At 52.2% G+C, this 17496-nt stretch carries 15 protein-coding genes; 7 read left to right on the forward strand and 8 right to left on the reverse strand.

Going from position 1 to position 17496, the window contains the following annotated elements:
• Positions 1 to 21: 21 nt before the first annotated feature.
• Entirely contained in the window at positions 22 to 2001 is a 1980-nt protein-coding gene (gene aegA / locus AACS80_RS18730; RefSeq protein ID WP_135410252.1) for a formate-dependent uric acid utilization protein AegA, read from the reverse strand.
• A 205-nt stretch (positions 2002 to 2206) separates the two neighbouring features.
• On the opposite strand from aegA, the gene narQ reads away from it, so the two are divergent.
• Positions 2207 to 3907 (forward strand): nitrate/nitrite two-component system sensor histidine kinase NarQ, encoded by a 1701-nt coding sequence (gene narQ / locus AACS80_RS18735; protein ID WP_130207433.1) that lies wholly within the window; start codon positions 2207 to 2209, stop codon positions 3905 to 3907.
• 163 nt (positions 3908 to 4070) lie between these two features.
• Positions 4071 to 7184, forward strand: coding sequence for a multidrug efflux RND transporter permease AcrD (gene acrD / locus AACS80_RS18740; RefSeq protein WP_130207435.1), 3114 nt, complete (start codon positions 4071 to 4073; stop codon positions 7182 to 7184).
• Positions 7185 to 7276: 92 nt separating this feature from the next.
• Here the strand turns inward: acrD and ypfM are convergent, their stop codons facing one another.
• Positions 7277 to 7336, reverse strand: a complete 60-nt coding sequence (gene ypfM, locus AACS80_RS18745) for a protein YpfM (protein ID WP_001386977.1) — start codon at positions 7334 to 7336, stop codon at positions 7277 to 7279.
• 378 nt (positions 7337 to 7714) lie between these two features.
• On the opposite strand from ypfM, the gene AACS80_RS18750 reads away from it, so the two are divergent.
• Genes AACS80_RS18750 through AACS80_RS18760 form a run of 3 tightly spaced genes read left to right on the forward strand, consistent with a single transcriptional unit; the run spans position 7715 to position 9430 of the window.
• Entirely contained in the window at positions 7715 to 8071 is a 357-nt protein-coding gene (locus AACS80_RS18750; protein ID WP_138183918.1) for an ArsC family reductase, read from the forward strand.
• A 3-nt stretch (positions 8072 to 8074) separates the two neighbouring features.
• On the forward strand, positions 8075 to 9202 hold the full coding sequence (gene dapE / locus AACS80_RS18755) for a succinyl-diaminopimelate desuccinylase (protein WP_130214573.1): 1128 nt from the start codon (positions 8075 to 8077) through the stop codon (positions 9200 to 9202).
• A 27-nt stretch (positions 9203 to 9229) separates the two neighbouring features.
• Positions 9230 to 9430 carry a YpfN family protein gene (locus tag AACS80_RS18760; protein ID WP_000383836.1) on the forward strand — a complete coding sequence of 67 codons (201 nt, stop codon included), beginning with the start codon at positions 9230 to 9232 and terminating at the stop codon, positions 9428 to 9430.
• A gap of 97 nt (positions 9431 to 9527) precedes the next feature.
• Here the strand turns inward: AACS80_RS18760 and ypfH are convergent, their stop codons facing one another.
• From ypfH to dapA, 6 genes are all read right to left on the reverse strand, one after another.
• Complete coding sequence (ypfH, locus tag AACS80_RS18765; protein WP_000679812.1) at positions 9528 to 10226, reverse strand: esterase; 699 nt, start codon at positions 10224 to 10226, stop codon at positions 9528 to 9530.
• A 73-nt stretch (positions 10227 to 10299) separates the two neighbouring features.
• Positions 10300 to 12315, reverse strand: a complete 2016-nt coding sequence (gene tmcA, locus AACS80_RS18770) for a tRNA cytosine(34) acetyltransferase TmcA (RefSeq protein WP_138183919.1) — start codon at positions 12313 to 12315, stop codon at positions 10300 to 10302.
• A 14-nt stretch (positions 12316 to 12329) separates the two neighbouring features.
• Positions 12330 to 13193 carry a KPN_02809 family neutral zinc metallopeptidase gene (gene ypfJ / locus AACS80_RS18775; protein WP_130207445.1) on the reverse strand — a complete coding sequence of 288 codons (864 nt, stop codon included), beginning with the start codon at positions 13191 to 13193 and terminating at the stop codon, positions 12330 to 12332.
• A gap of 167 nt (positions 13194 to 13360) precedes the next feature.
• Positions 13361 to 14074, reverse strand: a complete 714-nt coding sequence (purC, locus tag AACS80_RS18780) for a phosphoribosylaminoimidazolesuccinocarboxamide synthase (RefSeq protein WP_001295467.1) — start codon at positions 14072 to 14074, stop codon at positions 13361 to 13363.
• 211 nt (positions 14075 to 14285) lie between these two features.
• Entirely contained in the window at positions 14286 to 15320 is a 1035-nt protein-coding gene (bamC, locus tag AACS80_RS18785) for an outer membrane protein assembly factor BamC (RefSeq protein ID WP_130207447.1), read from the reverse strand.
• A 16-nt stretch (positions 15321 to 15336) separates the two neighbouring features.
• Positions 15337 to 16215, reverse strand: a complete 879-nt coding sequence (dapA, locus tag AACS80_RS18790) for a 4-hydroxy-tetrahydrodipicolinate synthase (RefSeq protein WP_130207449.1) — start codon at positions 16213 to 16215, stop codon at positions 15337 to 15339.
• Between the two features lie 146 nt (positions 16216 to 16361).
• On the opposite strand from dapA, the gene AACS80_RS18795 reads away from it, so the two are divergent.
• Complete coding sequence (locus AACS80_RS18795) at positions 16362 to 16934, forward strand: glycine cleavage system transcriptional repressor (RefSeq protein ID WP_130207451.1); 573 nt, start codon at positions 16362 to 16364, stop codon at positions 16932 to 16934.
• Positions 16934 to 17404, forward strand: coding sequence for a thioredoxin-dependent thiol peroxidase (gene bcp, locus AACS80_RS18800; RefSeq protein WP_130207453.1), 471 nt, complete (start codon positions 16934 to 16936; stop codon positions 17402 to 17404). Before AACS80_RS18795 ends, bcp begins: the two co-directional genes overlap by 1 nt.
• The last annotated feature ends 92 nt before the right edge of the window (positions 17405 to 17496 follow it).

Raw genomic sequence — 17496 nt, forward strand, 5'->3', positions numbered from 1 at the left:
CGGGTTTGTCTGCGCAGGCTATCAGTGAGATTTGACTGATTTTACGCCTAACCAGTCAATGATCCCCTGTGCCGCATGACGTCCTTCTGCCATTGCGGTAACCACCAGATCCGCGCCACGCACGGCGTCGCCACCGGCGAAGATTTTCGGATTGGTGGTCTGGTAACGGTACTGGCTTTCAACGTCCGCCACGATGCGGCCCCACTTATCCACCGTTACACCGTGCGACTCCAGCCACGGCATCCCGTGCGGGTTGAAGCCAAATGCCATGATCACCGCGTCGGCTGGCATCACAAATTCACTGCCCTCAATCGGTACCGGACGCCGACGCCCTTGTGCATCCGCTTCGCCAAGACGCGTGCGCAGGAAACGAATCCCGCAGACGTGACCTTGTTCATTCAGCTCAATCGCCACTGGCTGAACATTAAACTCAAAGTTCGCCCCCTCTTCGCGGGCGTTCTTCACCTCTTTTTTCGAACCTGGCATGTTGGCTTCATCACGACGGTAGGCACAGGTGACGTTGCTCGCGCCGTGGCGCAGCGCAGTACGTACACAATCCATCGCGGTATCCCCACCGCCCAGTACTACCACATTCATCCCGGCGGTATTAATAAATGGCTCTTCCGGTAACTCTTCAAGTCCCATCACTTGTTTGGTGTTGGCAATGAGGAACGGTAGCGCGTCATAAACGCCCGGCGCATCTTCATTGGGTAAGCCCGCTTTCATGGAACGGTAAGTGCCTACGCCAACGAAGACCGCGTCGTATTGTTCCAAAAGCGAATCCAAAGAGACATCTTTACCCACTTCACAATTGAGTTCGAAGTGAATCCCCATCGCGCTGAAGATTTCCCGACGGCGTGCCAGCAGGGATTTATCCAGTTTGAAAGAAGGAATGCCGAAAGTGAGCAAGCCACCGATTTCCGGATGGCGATCGTACACCGTCACCGCCACGCCATTGCGGGTCAGAACATCCGCACAGGCCAGCCCTGCCGGCCCCGCGCCAATAATCGCCACTCGCTTGTCGACTTTGGTGACATGACTTAAGTCAGGACGCCAGCCTTTCGCCAGCGCCTGATCCGAAATGTAGCGTTCAATATTGCCGATAGTCACCGCACCGTGCTCATCGCGAATAGTACAGGCACCTTCGCACAGACGGTCTTGCGGGCAGACGCGTCCGGTAATTTCCGGCAGGGTGTTGGTCTGGTGAGAAAGCTCAACGGCGGCGTCGATGTTTCCAGATTTCACCAGTTCAATCCATTGTGGAATGTGGTTATGCAACGGGCAGGTCCATTCACAGACGCTATGCTCGCCGCACTTCAGGCAGCGCGAGGCTTCCCGTTGTGCCTGATCGGCACGAAACGGCAGATAAATTTCATCAAAACCAGTTTTGCGCGCTTCAATCGCCAGTTTATCCGGCTCGCCACGCACGGGCGTTGCCTGCATTTGCTCGACTTTACTCATTACCGGCATTTCTTGTGCCGCGGTACTGGCATGCCACGGTTGATGTTCCTGGCGCGCGGTGCGCAGGCGGCGGGATTTCGCCATGCCGGAGAGTGCAGCGTCAGTGACCAGTTGCAGCGCGTCCGCCGGGCAATTCTCGACACAGGCAGGGCCGTTTTCGCGCCCTGCACACAGGTCGCATTTATGCGCGGTGGCTTTAACTTTGCCCTCCGCGACGGGCGTCAGGACGATTTGCATCGTACCAAATGGACAGGCCACCACGCAGGATTTACAGCCAATACACTTTTGCTGATTGACCTGAATGCTGTCATCAACGTGGCTGATCGCGCCATTAGGGCAGCTACGGGCGCAGGGCGCATCTTCACAATGGTGACAAGTCACTGCGCTACGTTGCTGCTGATGTTTAATAACCGTAATTCGGGGGTGGAAATGGTGCTGACTCAACACGTGTTGCTCATCATTGTGAGCCATCACACAGGCCACTTCACAAGCATGGCACCCCAGACATTGCTGACTGTTGGCCATAATAAAACGATTCATAACGACCTTCTTTTTTGGTTGTAAAAACCTTATTCTTTATATGAGTGTTGTTATTACCCGACTTAGACGGGGATCGGCAATGTTCATGTGCCCAGAACAAGTAACTATTTCGCTATAAACTGTGGCAGATCAAATAATCTCATCGCTTATCAAATTGCGTTTCAGCGAGCTGTAACATTCATTATTTTATGTGGAGAAGACGCGTGTGATTGTCAAACGCCCCGTCTCGGCCAGTCTGGCCCGGGCCTTTTTTTACATTGTGCTGCTGTCGATTCTTTCCACGGGTATCGCTCTGCTAACTCTGGCGAGCAGTTTGCGCGACGCTGAGGCTATCAATATTGCCGGATCGCTGCGTATGCAGAGTTACCGCCTGGGCTACGACTTGCAAAGTGGCAGTCCACAGCTTAACGCACACCGCCAACTGTTCCAGCAGGCACTGCATTCACCGGTATTAACCAATCTCAACGTCTGGTATGTGCCAGAGGCAGTAAAAGCCCGCTATGCGCATCTGAATGCCAACTGGCTGGAGATGAATAATCGGCTCATCAAGGGTGATTTGCCGTGGTATCAGGCCAATATTAATAATTATGTCAATCAGATAGACCTGTTCGTGCTGGCTTTGCAACACTACGCTGAACGCAAAATGCTGCTGGTAGTGGCGATTTCACTGGCTGGCGGCATCGGTATTTTCACGCTGGTCTTTTTTACTTTGCGCCGCATACGCCATCAGGTGGTAGCCCCGCTGAATCAACTGGTTACCGCCAGTCAGCGTATTGAACACGGGCAGTTCGACTCGCCGCCGCTGGATACCAGCCTGCCCAATGAACTGGGCCTGCTTGCAAAAACCTTTAACCAGATGTCGAGCGAGCTGCATAAGTTGTACCGCTCGCTGGAAGCGTCAGTAGAAGAAAAAACCCGCGATCTCCACGAGGCCAAGCGTCGCCTGGAGGTGTTGTATCAGTGTTCGCAGGCACTGAACACCAGCCAGATTGATGTGCATTGTTTCCGCCATATTTTGCAGATTGTTCGCGACAATGAGGCTGCTGAATATCTGGAGCTGAACGTTGGGGATAACTGGCGGATTAGCGAAGGGAAGCCAAACCCTGAGCTGCCAATGCAGATTTTACCGGTCACCATGCAAGAGACGGTTTACGGCGAGTTGCACTGGCAAAATAGCCACGTGTCATCATCAGAACCGCTACTTAACAGCGTTTCATCGATGCTGGGACGCGGTTTGTACTTTAATCAGGCGCAGAAGCATTTTCAGCAGTTGCTGTTGATGGAAGAACGCGCGACCATCGCCCGCGAACTGCACGACTCGCTGGCCCAGGTGCTTTCTTATTTACGTATCCAGTTGACGTTACTGAAGCGTTCGATACCCGAAGATAACGCCACTGCACAAAGTATCATGGCCGACTTCTCCCAGGCGCTGAATGATGCTTATCGGCAGTTACGCGAGCTGTTAACCACTTTCCGACTGACGCTACAGCAAGCGGATCTTCCCTCTGCGCTGCGTGAAATGCTGGATACATTACAAAACCAAACCAGCGCCAAACTGACGCTCGACTGCCGTCTGCCAACCCTGGCGCTGGATGCGCAGATGCAGGTGCATTTGTTGCAAATTATTCGCGAAGCGGTGCTGAACGCCATGAAGCACGCCAACGCCAGCGAAATTGCCGTTAGCTGCGTCACCGCGCCGGATGGCAATCACACAGTTTATATTCGCGACAACGGTATTGGCATCGGTGAACCGGAGGAACCCGAAGGCCATTATGGTCTGAATATCATGCGCGAGCGCGCGGAAAGATTGGGTGGGACGCTGACTTTTTCGCAACCTTCCGGCGGCGGCACGTTAGTGAGTATTAGCTTTCGCTCTGCGGAGAGCGAGGAAAGCCAGCAGATATGATGCTGCCTACTATTCATTAAATACTGGCATTTTAGGTTCAGTATAAAAGGGCATGATAATTTACATTATCTCCTTTTTTTCTCCACGATTGGCTCGTACCTTGCCGCTACAGTGAAGCAAGGCATGCCCATAACGATACGCAGAACTACGAGGTCCTCTTTTAATGGCGAATTTCTTTATTGATCGCCCCATTTTTGCCTGGGTGCTGGCAATTCTGTTGTGTCTGACAGGAACCCTGGCCATTTTCTCATTGCCCGTTGAACAGTACCCGGATCTCGCGCCCCCCAACGTGCGAGTGACCGCTAACTATCCTGGCGCATCGGCCCAGACGCTGGAAAACACCGTGACCCAGGTTATCGAACAGAATATGACTGGCCTCGATAACCTGATGTATATGTCATCACAAAGCAGCGGTACTGGACAGGCGTCAGTAACGCTCAGTTTTAAAGCTGGCACAGATCCAGACGAAGCAGTGCAACAGGTGCAGAACCAGTTGCAGTCTGCCATGCGTAAACTACCGCAGGCGGTGCAAAATCAGGGCGTGACGGTGCGTAAAACCGGCGATACCAACATTCTGACCATTGCCTTCGTCTCTACCGATGGTTCGATGGATAAACAGGATATTGCCGATTACGTTGCCAGTAATATTCAGGACCCGTTAAGCCGCGTGAACGGCGTTGGTGATATCGACGCTTACGGTTCGCAATATTCGATGCGTATCTGGCTGGATCCGGCAAAACTGAACAGTTTCCAGATGACCGCTAAAGATGTCACTGACGCCATTGAATCGCAGAACGCACAGATTGCGGTTGGACAGCTTGGCGGTACGCCTTCTGTCGATAACCAGGCACTCAACGCCACCATTAACGCCCAATCACTGTTGCAAACGCCAGAACAGTTCCGTGATATCACTCTGCGGGTAAATCAGGACGGTTCGGAAGTGAAACTGGGTGATGTCGCCACCGTCGAAATGGGAGCGGAGAAATACGATTATCTTAGCCGTTTCAACGGTAAACCAGCCTCGGGGCTGGGGGTAAAACTGGCCTCCGGTGCGAACGAAATGGCAACGGCAGAACTGGTGATCAACCGTCTGGATGAACTGGCGCAGTATTTCCCGCCCGGACTGGAGTACAAGGTGGCGTATGAAACCACCTCGTTTGTTAAGGCCTCCATTGAAGACGTAGTGAAAACTCTGTTAGAAGCTATCGCGCTGGTTTTCCTCGTCATGTATCTGTTCCTGCAAAACTTCCGCGCTACGCTGATTCCAACTATCGCCGTGCCGGTAGTGTTGATGGGAACCTTCTCGGTGCTTTATGCCTTCGGCTATAGCGTCAACACCTTAACCATGTTCGCGATGGTGCTGGCTATCGGCCTGCTGGTGGATGACGCCATTGTGGTGGTGGAAAACGTCGAACGTATTATGAGTGAGGAAGGACTCACTCCTCGCGAAGCCACACGTAAATCGATGGGGCAAATCCAGGGCGCACTGGTCGGGATTGCAATGGTGCTTTCTGCTGTATTTGTGCCAATGGCCTTCTTTGGCGGCACCACCGGGGCTATCTATCGCCAGTTCTCTATAACCATTGTTGCGGCAATGGTGCTGTCGGTTCTGGTGGCGATGATCCTGACTCCGGCATTGTGCGCTACGCTACTTAAGCCACTGAAAAAAGGTGAACATCACGGGCAGAAAGGCTTTTTTGCCTGGTTTAACCAGATGTTCAACCGCAACGCCGAACGCTACGAAAAAGGGGTGGCGAAAATTCTCCACCGCAGCCTGCGCTGGATTTTGATTTACGTCCTGCTGTTAGGCGGCATGGTGTTCCTGTTTCTGCGTCTGCCGACGTCGTTCCTGCCTCTGGAAGACCGTGGCATGTTTACCACCTCGGTACAGTTACCCAGCGGTTCGACTCAGCAACAGACTCTGAAAGTGGTGGAACAGATCGAGAAGTATTACTTCACCCATGAGAAAGACAACATCATGTCGGTGTTTGCCACTGTCGGTTCTGGCCCAGGGGGGAACGGGCAAAACGTGGCACGAATGTTTGTCCGCCTGAAAGACTGGAGCGAACGCGACAGTAAAACAGGCACCTCGTTTGCCATTATCGAACGTGCAACAAAAGAATTTAATAAAATCAAAGAAGCTCGCGTTATCGCCAGTAGCCCGCCTGCTATCAGCGGTCTTGGCAGTTCCGCTGGATTTGATATGGAGTTGCAGGACCACGCCGGGGCTGGTCACGATGCGCTGATGGCCGCGCGTAATCAGCTGCTGGCGCTCGCGGCGGAAAACCCAGAACTTACTCGTGTGCGCCATAACGGTCTGGACGACAGCCCGCAATTGCAGATTGATATCGACCAGCGCAAAGCGCAGGCACTGGGCGTTGCCATTGACGATATTAACGACACGCTGCAAACCGCGTGGGGCTCGAGCTATGTGAATGACTTTATGGATCGCGGTCGCGTGAAGAAAGTCTATGTGCAGGCTGCCGCGCCGTATCGCATGCTGCCAGATGACATTAACCTGTGGTATGTGCGTAACAAAGACGGCGGCATGGTGCCTTTCTCCGCCTTCGCGACCTCTCGCTGGGAAACAGGCTCGCCGCGTCTGGAACGCTATAACGGCTATTCTGCGGTAGAAATTGTCGGGGAAGCCGCCCCGGGCGTCAGTACGGGTACCGCGATGGATATTATGGAATCGTTGGTGAAGCAGTTGCCGAACGGCTTTGGACTGGAGTGGACAGCGATGTCGTACCAGGAACGACTTTCCGGAGCACAAGCTCCGGCGCTGTACGCCATTTCATTGCTGGTGGTATTCCTGTGTCTGGCTGCACTTTATGAAAGTTGGTCAGTACCGTTCTCGGTAATGCTGGTTGTACCGCTGGGGGTTATCGGCGCGCTGCTGGCAACCTGGATGCGTGGGCTGGAAAACGATGTGTACTTTCAGGTTGGCCTGCTAACAGTCATTGGTTTGTCGGCGAAAAACGCCATCCTGATTGTTGAGTTTGCCAACGAGATGAATCAAAAAGGCCACGACCTGTTTGAAGCGACACTCCACGCCTGCCGTCAGCGTTTACGTCCGATTCTGATGACATCGCTGGCGTTTATCTTCGGCGTATTGCCGATGGCGATCAGCAGTGGTGCCGGTTCCGGTGGTCAACACGCCGTCGGTACTGGCGTAATGGGCGGGATGATTTCTGCCACCATTCTGGCGATTTACTTCGTGCCGCTATTCTTTGTGCTGGTGCGTCGTCGCTTCCCACTGAAGCCTCGACCAGAATAAGCAATAAAAAAGGCGACATACGTATGTGTCGCCTTTTTCAACTCTCTGATAAAGAACCTGACGTCAGGTTCTTTCATTTCCTGTTCTGAAAATTACTTACGAAGCATAACTTCGATAAAGTCTTTCCAGTTCCCCAGTTCACGTTCAATCATAACAACCTCTCTTATAATTATGGGTATTCTACGGAAACAATATACCGTGGTGAAGCTAATTTATTCGATTGCTGTGATTACTACCTCCGGGGTGAAGCCTACGTTAATACTATGGCCCTGTGACAGGGATTTTTATGTGATGAACAGCAACATTTCGACATATTCATACGGATTCTAATACTGAATTAATTCTGTTTAAAATACAAAAATATACCAAGAGGAACATTCTTAATAATTGCATTAAAATTGTTCACAACCATTTAATAATTGTTAAGTTAAATACCTTAATAATGTTATATTGCCTGATAATCATTTTCGGGAAATATGTATTGACCGTTAAATGATTAGTTATTCTTAATAATCGCAAAAGGATTCATTATGGTTACCCTTTACGGTATCAAAAATTGTGACACCATTAAAAAAGCACGTCGTTGGCTGGAAACCAATAACATCGAATTTCGCTTTCACGATTACCGTGTTGATGGCCTGAACAGTGAATTGTTGAACTCTTTTATCAATGAATTAGGCTGGCAAGCGTTACTTAACACCCGTGGCACCACCTGGCGCAAGCTGGACGAAGCTACCCGCAACAATATCACCGATGCGGCCTCCGCTATGGCATTAATGACTGAAATGCCTGCAATTATCAAACGCCCATTGCTCTGTGCGCCAGGGAAGCCTATGCTGCTGGGTTTCAGTGAATCCAGTTATCAGCAATTTTTCCATGAGGTGTAGTCTATGTCGTGTCCGGTTATTGAGCTGACACAGCAGCTTATTCGCCGCCCATCCTTAAGTCCTGATGATGCAGGATGTCAGGCAATCATGATCGACCGTCTGCAGGCAATCGGTTTTACCATTGAACGCATGGATTTTGCGGATACGCAGAATTTTTGGGCGTGGCGTGGACAGGGAGAAACCCTGGCCTTTGCCGGACATACTGACGTAGTCCCTCCTGGCGATGCCGACCGTTGGATCAACCCACCATTTGAGCCAACCATTCGCGATGGCATGTTGTTCGGGCGCGGCGCGGCTGATATGAAAGGTTCGCTGGCGGCAATGGTAGTGGCAGCAGAACGTTTTGTCGCGCAACATCCCAACCATAAAGGCCGACTGGCATTTCTGATCACCTCAGACGAAGAAGCCAGCGCCCACAATGGCACGGTCAAAGTAGTCGAAGCGTTAATGGCGCGTAATGAACGGCTGGATTACTGCCTGGTCGGTGAGCCGTCGAGTATCGAAGTGGTTGGCGATGTAGTGAAAAATGGCCGTCGCGGATCGTTAACCTGCAATCTCACCATTCATGGCGTGCAGGGGCATGTGGCCTATCCACATCTGGCAGATAACCCGGTACATCGTGCTGCGCCATTTCTCAATGAGTTAGTAGCTATTGAATGGGATCAGGGGAATGAATTTTTCCCGGCAACCAGTATGCAGATTGCCAATATTCAAGCGGGAACCGGCAGTAACAATGTTATTCCGGGTGAGCTGTTTGTGCAGTTTAACTTCCGCTTCAGTACTGAATTGACCGACGAAATGATCAAAGCGCAGGTGCTTGCCTTGCTGGAGAAATATCAACTGCGCTACACCGTCGACTGGTGGCTTTCTGGTCAGCCATTTTTGACAGCGCGCGGTAAACTGGTGGATGCGGTGGTGAACGCCGTTGAGCACTATAATGAAATTAAACCGCAGCTACTGACCACAGGCGGAACGTCCGACGGGCGCTTTATTGCTCGCATGGGGGCGCAGGTGGTGGAACTCGGGCCGGTCAATGCTACCATTCATAAAATTAATGAATGTGTGAATGCTGCCGACCTGCAGCTACTTGCCCGTATGTATCAACGTATCATGGAACAGCTCGTCGCCTGATGAGTCGTTCTGTAAGAGGAAATAAGCATGGACTGGCTGGCTAAATATTGGTGGATTCTGGTGATTGTCTTTTTGGTGGGCGTCCTGCTGAACGTGATTAAAGATCTCAAGCGCGTCGACCATAAGAAATTTCTCGCCAACAAGCCGGAGCTTCCCCCGCATCGTGATTTCAACGATAAGTGGGACGATGACGACGACTGGCCGAAAAAGGATCAACCGAAGAAGTAAGCTGAGGGGCCGGATAAGGCGTTAACGCCGCATCCGGCAACGGTGAACAATGCCTGATGCGACGCTCACGCGTCTTGTCAGGCCTACGCAGCTGTTATTACATCATTTCAATTACATCATCATCGCCAGGCTTACCGCCGCTTAGCGCTTCGTCGAAATAATGTTTCGGAATGGTATAACGCAAGTGATCCAGGGCAAATTGCATACTGCGATTGTCGATCGCATGGCCTAAATCCTCCACGATATCCAGCGTCACATCCCCACCGGCACTGATTAACGCTTCCTGCGCCGCAACCGCATGCGCCAAATCGATAACCGGATCTTCACCACCATGAATCAAGTGAATTGTCGTGGCTGTAGACGCGGTTTCCGGCAGACTGGCATAGCGTCCGTTAAAAGCAATGACGCGTGAGGCAAGGCCAGGCTCGGCTTTAATACTCTCCAGCGCCATAATCGCGCCTTGTGAGAAACCGATTAGCGCCGTGGCGTTAGCCCCTACTCCGCTCTGTTTCTGCCAGTAGCGCACCGTCTCAATAAACGTCGGCATGATGGCATCCACACGCGCCTGGCGATTATCTTCCGTAATACCCTGCACCGAAAACCACTGGCGCCCCGCCGGATTACCGCTCGGCTCCGCGCCACCGACACTCACCACCAGCGCATCAGGAAACAGCGGTGCAAACCAACTGCCGATCTCCCCCATCGCTACCGGGTTATCGCCGACACCGTGAAAAAGCAGCAACAACTGTTGCGCAGGTTTATCCGGGCTTTGAACAACAAAATGGTCATGTTTCATGGCGAACTCCTTAACTGATGTCATTAATTTTACGCCGCTGACTCACAATGACCATGGGATAAAATTGAAGGAGTCAGTGAAAAAATTGCCATTGCGTTATGCGATCGCGCAGGCGCTCAGTGCGGGCATCATCAAGTGCGAATAGCGCCTGTGCCGCCTCTTCACGCTGACGAGCCAACAACGCCTTACGCCCCGAAAGTTTAAGTGTGGTACATAACTGCGCGTCGCTGACGTTTTTCTGCAAGCGCCCACGCAGCGCTGGTAATGTCAGTTCGCTGATTTGCAGCAGACGCATTAAACAGCCTAATGACGTTAAAAGCGGACGATGAGCGAAAGCAAAACCAGCCAGTTCCAGCCAGTCGCCGTCAGTAACCACGATATCGTTAAGCGGATCGACTGGAATAGTTTCGCCATTCCACTGCGCGATAATTTGCGCATCGCGGCGTAAACGAAAATGCTCACGTTCTGCCAACTGTTTACCCGCTTCGCTAATCGGTAACAACGCCATCGCCGTATAACAGCCGCTGCTGGCTTCGCGATGATTGCCCATCCGCACCAACACAAAACCGCATCGTTGCCAGAAACACCATAATTCCTCGGTGTAGCCAAAGCTTACCGAAAGGTAGTCGAGGCCAGGCGTATATTGCAAAGCGCTGGCAATGAGCTGTTGCCCAACGCCTTCGCGCTGACGCGCCGGATGGACTGCAATCCGGCTGACCCGCCGTCCGCGCAATGTCGCCGCCTGTGGATTGCTGCCGTGCGCCGCCAGCGACTGCGCCACCAGATTGCCCCGTGGACGTCGATAACCCGCCCATACCGCCTGACTGAGTTCTTGAGATAATCCGCCCTCATCCACCAGCCACAGCGCCCCGGCAATCTCGTTGTTGCCAGCCGCCTGTAAAAAATGTTGCCCAGGCGCATCCATCATCCGGCGTAAATCCAGCGGTGATGTCCGGTAATGCGCGCCTGACAATAGCTGATATACCTTTAACGGCGTTTCTGGTTCGCTTCGCCATAACGTCTGTTCAAAAGCAGAAATGACGATGTCACCTTGTGGTTCGTGAGTGAAGTTTTCATCGTCAAAAACCAGTGCCTCACTGACTATTTTTTCCAGCGGGCATCCCTGCGCCCAGCGGATCGGCTGTTGCAGTTCAAAACGGTGTAAATGCGGAAAACGGGCGCAAAATTTCAGCAAAAAACCACGTCCGGTGCCTTCATAGCCCTGTACCGTTGTTGTTAACAAAGTGCGTGAGAAACGCGATACAAGCTGATGCAACAGTGGTGCAGGAATGGCTGCGGCTTCGTCAACCACCAGCCAGTCGGCTTTTTCATCACTGGCTAATAAGGCATCTGGCGCCACAAAGCGATACTTCTCGCCCGCAAACTGCGCCAGCACATCCGTCGCAGCCTTCGCAGGTGCTGTAACAATCGCACTGCCAGAGATACGGGAAATGAGTTGCCCCGCCAGCGCCGACTTACCGCGCCCGCGCGCAGCAGTTACCGCAGCCACGCCCGGCGGCATGGTCAGCAGTTGCTGTAATATGTGCTGTTGTTCTGGTTGCGGCTCACCAGTAGCAGGACGCCAGTCTGAATAAGGAGCAAAATGTGCCAACTTGAACGGCTGATTTTGTCGCCAGAGGATAGCGTTGTTATCCGCTGCAAGTACGCGTTTGAGATGTTGGACAAAATGCGGAGTCGCAATAGGGCCAGGGCAATCACTCCAGCGCAGCGAATCGACATCAGGTTGGTTTTCCCATTCTTCCCACGCAGGGAGCAACAACACCAGCCAGCTTCCCGCTTTCAGCGTTCCGCTAAGTGCCGCAAAAGCGGCGGCATCAAAACCCTGGCGGGCGTCGAATACCGCATGCTGGAACTCGCGCCCAAGTAAAGTTTGTAGCGCTGATGGCGTACAGTGGTTTTCAGAAGCTGGCTGCGGCGAAATCCACAGCCAGTCGCCCGGTAATACGTCACGCAACTTAAGCGCATGCTCACCGCACCAGCTTCCTTCGCCGCTCAACACTAACAAGCGGCGAATCCCTTCACGTTTCATTTGCGCTGTTAATGTATGAAGCGCAGTCAGTTCAGCCATCCCTGCCCCGGAAGTTAAATGCTTTTACCAAAAGTATTGCATTGTGCCGGATCGCCGCTGTCGAAACCACGTTTAAACCAGCTGTAGCGCTGCTGAGATGTACCATGGGTAAAGCTGTCTGGCACCACCTGCCCCTGACTTTGCTGTTGTAAACGGTCATCGCCGATGGCCTGCGCCGCGTTCAGCGCCTCTTCCAGATCGCCGGTTTCCAGAACGCCTTGCTGCTGCATGCTATGCCCCCAGACACCGGCAAAGCAGTCGGCCTGGAGTTCCATACGCACAGATAAGCGGTTGGCTTCCGCTTGCGTCGCGTTTTGTTGCAGTTGACGGACTTTCGGCTCGATACCTAACAGTTTCTGCACGTGATGACCGACTTCATGGGCGATAACGTACCCTTGAGCAAAATCACCATCCGCGCCCAGTTTGTCTTTCATGTCATCATAGAAGGAGAGATCGATATAGACTGTGCCATCCGCCGGGCAATAAAACGGTCCCATAATGGACTGCCCCGCCCCGCAACCGGTGCGAGTCATTCCACGGTACATGACCAGCTTCGGTTGCTGGTAGGTCTTACCCATCTTCTCGAATTGCTGTCCCCAGGTGTCTTCCGTGGTTGCCAGAATCACCGAAGTGAATTTTGCTGCTTCGTCTTCATTTGGGCTAATTGAACGCGTTGATTGCTGTTGGGAAACGGGCTGCCCGGTCATCAATCCAGTTAAATCAACACCATAGTAGCCAGCGACCAACACAACCACCAGTAAAATTAACCCGCCTTTACCGGTTGGTAGGCGAAAACCGGGACCGCCCATTGACGGGCCACCGGAACTGTTTCGCCTGTCTTCAACATTGTCACTTTCACGACGCCCTTGCCAGCGCATAGATACCTCAACAATATATTCATTATAGGAATGATCGTAGGTGGTTCAGGGGAAGATTACCACAGGAAAACGGGAGGAAATGATGGAGGAATGAGCGTTCAATGCACATCTTACGAGAGCGGTTGTCTTGCCGTGCCAGCAGCACGGCAAGACGATGAACAGAAAAATCAGTCCAGCTGTACACCCAGGCGGCGGGCGACGGCTTCATAGGCTTCGATCAGGCCACCGAGGCTCTGGCGGAAACGGTCTTTGTCCATTTTCTCCAGCGTTTCTTTGTCCCACAGGCGGCTACCGTCCGGGGAGAACTCATCACCCAGTACCACTTCGCCTTTGTACAGACCAAACTCCAGCTTGAAATCGACCAGAATCAGACCGGCATCGTCGAACAGTTTTTTCAGCACGTCGTTCGCTTTGTAGGTCAGCTCTTTCATGCGCGCCAGGTTCTCTTTGCTTACCCAGCCAAAGGTTTCGCAGTAAGATTCGTTGACCATCGGATCGTGCATGGCGTCGTTTTTCAGGAACAGATCGAACAGCGGCGGGTTCAGCTCAATACCTTCTTCGATTCCAAGACGTTTCACCAGAGAGCCAGCAGCACGGTTACGCACGACACATTCAACCGGCACCATATCCAGTTTTTTCACCAGACATTCGGTATCAGAGAGCAGACGCTCCATTTGAGTCGGGATACCCGCTTCAGCCAGTTTGCTCATAATGAAGTAGTTGAACTTGTTGTTCACCATACCTTTGCGATCAAACTGCTCAATGCGCGCGCCATCCCCTGCTGACGTATCATTGCGGAATTCGAGCACCAACAGGTCCGGGTTTTCCGTGCTGTATACGGTTTTCGCTTTACCACGATACAACTCAGCTTGCTTTTGCATCTTTATCACTCCTGGGTGTGAATTAACGTTTTAAAATCTTTTGCTGTCTGGTGTGCCTGTCGTTTTGTCGGCTGTACCGTGAACGCCTTAACCGACCTACGCCGACAAACAAATTTCGTGCGAATTAACGCTAAAATCGCGTTTTTCTGCTGACGCACACGTTTGCGTATCATATCAGAAAAAAGGGCCGGATGACTCCAGCCCTGTATTTTTACTTGCTAAACGCAGCCTGGAAGACTGATACCAGTGCGTCGTTTTGGCTTTGGGTCAGCGTATGACCTTTTGGATCAATAAACTGTAAGCTGCTGCGGTTATCTAAATCACCGACCTGCAATTTGTAGTCGCCGGATGCCAGTTCAGGATCACGGGCGCCCAGTTCCTGCCAGTCGCTGTCAGACAGTGGCTTGTAAGTTACGGCCATGCTGCCCTGTGAACGAGTGCTGTCGGTCACTTTCATGCCCACTTTTTCCAGCGCAGCAGGCAGACGTTGCCATACTACGTTGAACGGACCACGCACGACCAGCATCGGTAAACCAGTGTCGTCAGCGCCGCTTTGTACATCCATTGTTGTGGAAGCACGGTTTTGCGCCGCATTAGCCGCGTCAGTGACGGATTTATCCAGGCCAGCGGAAATGACGTTCATCATCTCAGCACTGTAACGCTGCATAGACGCCGCATCTGCAACCGGCTTGCCAGCCTGCTCCAGGTTCAGCAATTTCACCGTTACCGCCTGCTGGTAACCCTGCGGTTTAACGGAGATTTGATAACGACCACGATATTGCTCGTCTTCGTCCAGACGGTTCCATTGTACCCAATCGGTGGTCAGCGTCTGACCGGCATCATCGCGTTGGGTAATGGTATAGTTTTTCGCCTGCAGCACGCTAACGACCTGCGGCCACAGAGTATTGCCACGACCATTTTCCACCAGCAGCGAAGCGGTATCGCCCGTGAACTGGGTACGCGCACCTGAAACCAGCGCCAGCGGCTGGGCTGGTGGACGAATATCTAACGCTTTGCCAACTGCGCCACTACCGTTAGTTACCGGAATCGCATAGTCGCCGGAGGTCACCGGCAAAATCATTCCTGCCGGGGCGTGAAGTTCTGCAAGCGGTGCCGCTTCCAGGTAGGCTTCATCGCCGCTCACCTGACGCTTATAACGTGAGTCCGAACTACAGGCTGCGAGTAAAAGAACAAGCGAAACACCCGCAACCTTCGCCAGGCGCGACTTTTGTACAGAGTAAGCCATCAAATCTCCCTAAACTTTACAGCAAACCGGCATGCTTAAGCGCCGCTCTGACCGTCTCACGACCACTGTCGGTGATTGGCGTCATTGGCAGGCGTAGCGTATCGGTCGCCACAAGACCCAGTTCCTTACATGCCCATTTCACAGGGATTGGATTGGGTTCGACAAATAGTTTGTTGTGTAATGGCATCAGACGCTGATTAATAACGCGTGCCTCGGCAAAATGCCCTTCTGCCGCCAGTTTGCACATCTGGGCCATATCTCGCGCTGCGACGTTAGCCGTAACGGAAATTACGCCATGACCGCCTAACTGCATGAAATCCAGCGCGCTCGCATCATCGCCGCTCAGCAGAACAAAATCGTCTGAAACCAGCTCTTTGATCTGGTTTACCCGCGTTAAGTTCCCTGTTGCTTCTTTGATTCCGACAATATTTTTTACTTTCGCCAGACGGCCCACCGTTTCTGGTAGCAGATCGCAACCAGTACGGGACGGCACATTATACAGAATTTGCGGCAGGTCAGTATGTTCAGCGATGGCTTTGAAATGCTGATACAGACCTTCTTGCGATGGGCGGTTGTAATAAGGGGTTACCGTCAGGCAGCCAACAACACCGCTGTCGTTGAAGCGCTGCGTCAGGTTAATGGCTTCTGTGGTGGCGTTAGCACCGGTCCCGGCAATCACCGGAATGCGCCCATCAGCCAGCTCCAGCGTCATCATCACGACATCGACATGCTCGTCATGGTTCAGAGTAGCGGACTCACCAGTAGTACCAACAGAAACGATCGCCGAAGTACCGCTGGCGACATGATAATCAATCAGTTTTTTTAAGCTAGCCCGACAGACATTACCTTTTTCATCCATCGGAGTAACAATCGCGACAATACTTCCCGTGAACATGGGCCATCCTCTGTGCAAACAAGTGTCTCAATGGTACGTTTGGTATGGCATTAAAAGCAAGCAAACAGAACCGTTCTGATTGTTGTATGCATGTTTTTTTTATGCTTTCCTTAGGAACATCTCACCCCCTTAAAGGAATAACCAGTTTGACACTGTCATCGCAACATTATCTGGTGATCACTGCGCTGGGTGCCGATCGCCCAGGAATTGTGAATACCATCACCCGTCATGTCAGTAGTTGCGGCTGTAATATCGAAGACAGTCGCCTGGCGATGTTGGGAGAAGAGTTCACGTTTATCATGCTGCTTTCCGGTTCATGGAACGCCATCACCTTGATTGAATCAACGTTACCGTTGAAAGGCGCCGAGCTGGATCTTTTAATCGTGATGAAACGAACGACCGCTCGCCCACGTCCACCTATGCCCGCATCTGTCTGGGTTCAGGTCGATGTGGCGGACTCCCCGCATTTAATTGAGCGCTTCACAGCACTTTTCGACGCGCACCATATGAACATTGCAGAACTGGTGTCACGCACGCAACCTGCTGAAAATGAAAGGGCTGCGCAGCTACATATTCAGATCACCGCCCACAGCCCGGCGTCTGCGGACTCAGCAAATATTGAGCAAGCGTTCAAAGCACTATGTACAGAACTCAATGCGCAAGGCAGTATTAACGTCGTCAACTATTCCCAACATGATGAACAGGATGGAGTTAATTAATGAATCCACTGAAAGCCGGTGACATCGCACCGAAATTTAGCTTGCCGGACCAAGACGGAGAACAAGTTAATTTGACCGACTTCCAGGGACAGCGTGTTCTGGTTTATTTCTACCCGAAAGCCATGACCCCCGGCTGTACCGTACAGGCCTGCGGCTTACGCGATAACATGGAAGAGTTAAAAAAAGCGGGCGTTGATGTGCTCGGTATCAGCACCGATAAACCTGAAAAACTTTCCCGTTTCGCAGATAAAGAACTGCTTAACTTTACGCTTCTGTCCGATGAAGACCACCAGGTATGCGAACAATTCGGCGTCTGGGGCGAGAAGTCTTTCATGGGCAAAACCTACGATGGTATTCACCGTATCAGCTTCCTGATCGATGCCAACGGCAAAATCGAACACGTATTTGACGATTTCAAAACCAGCAATCACCACGACGTAGTGCTTAACTGGCTAAAAGAACACGCCTGATTACTTTGCTCCATTCCGTGCTGGCTGCGCTTGCGGCCAGCACATTTCACATCCGGTGATGTAAATCACGCCCTGCGACACTCGTTTCAAAG

The organism is Escherichia sp. E4385 (assembly GCF_963883145.1).
Lineage (GTDB): Bacteria > Pseudomonadota > Gammaproteobacteria > Enterobacterales > Enterobacteriaceae > Escherichia.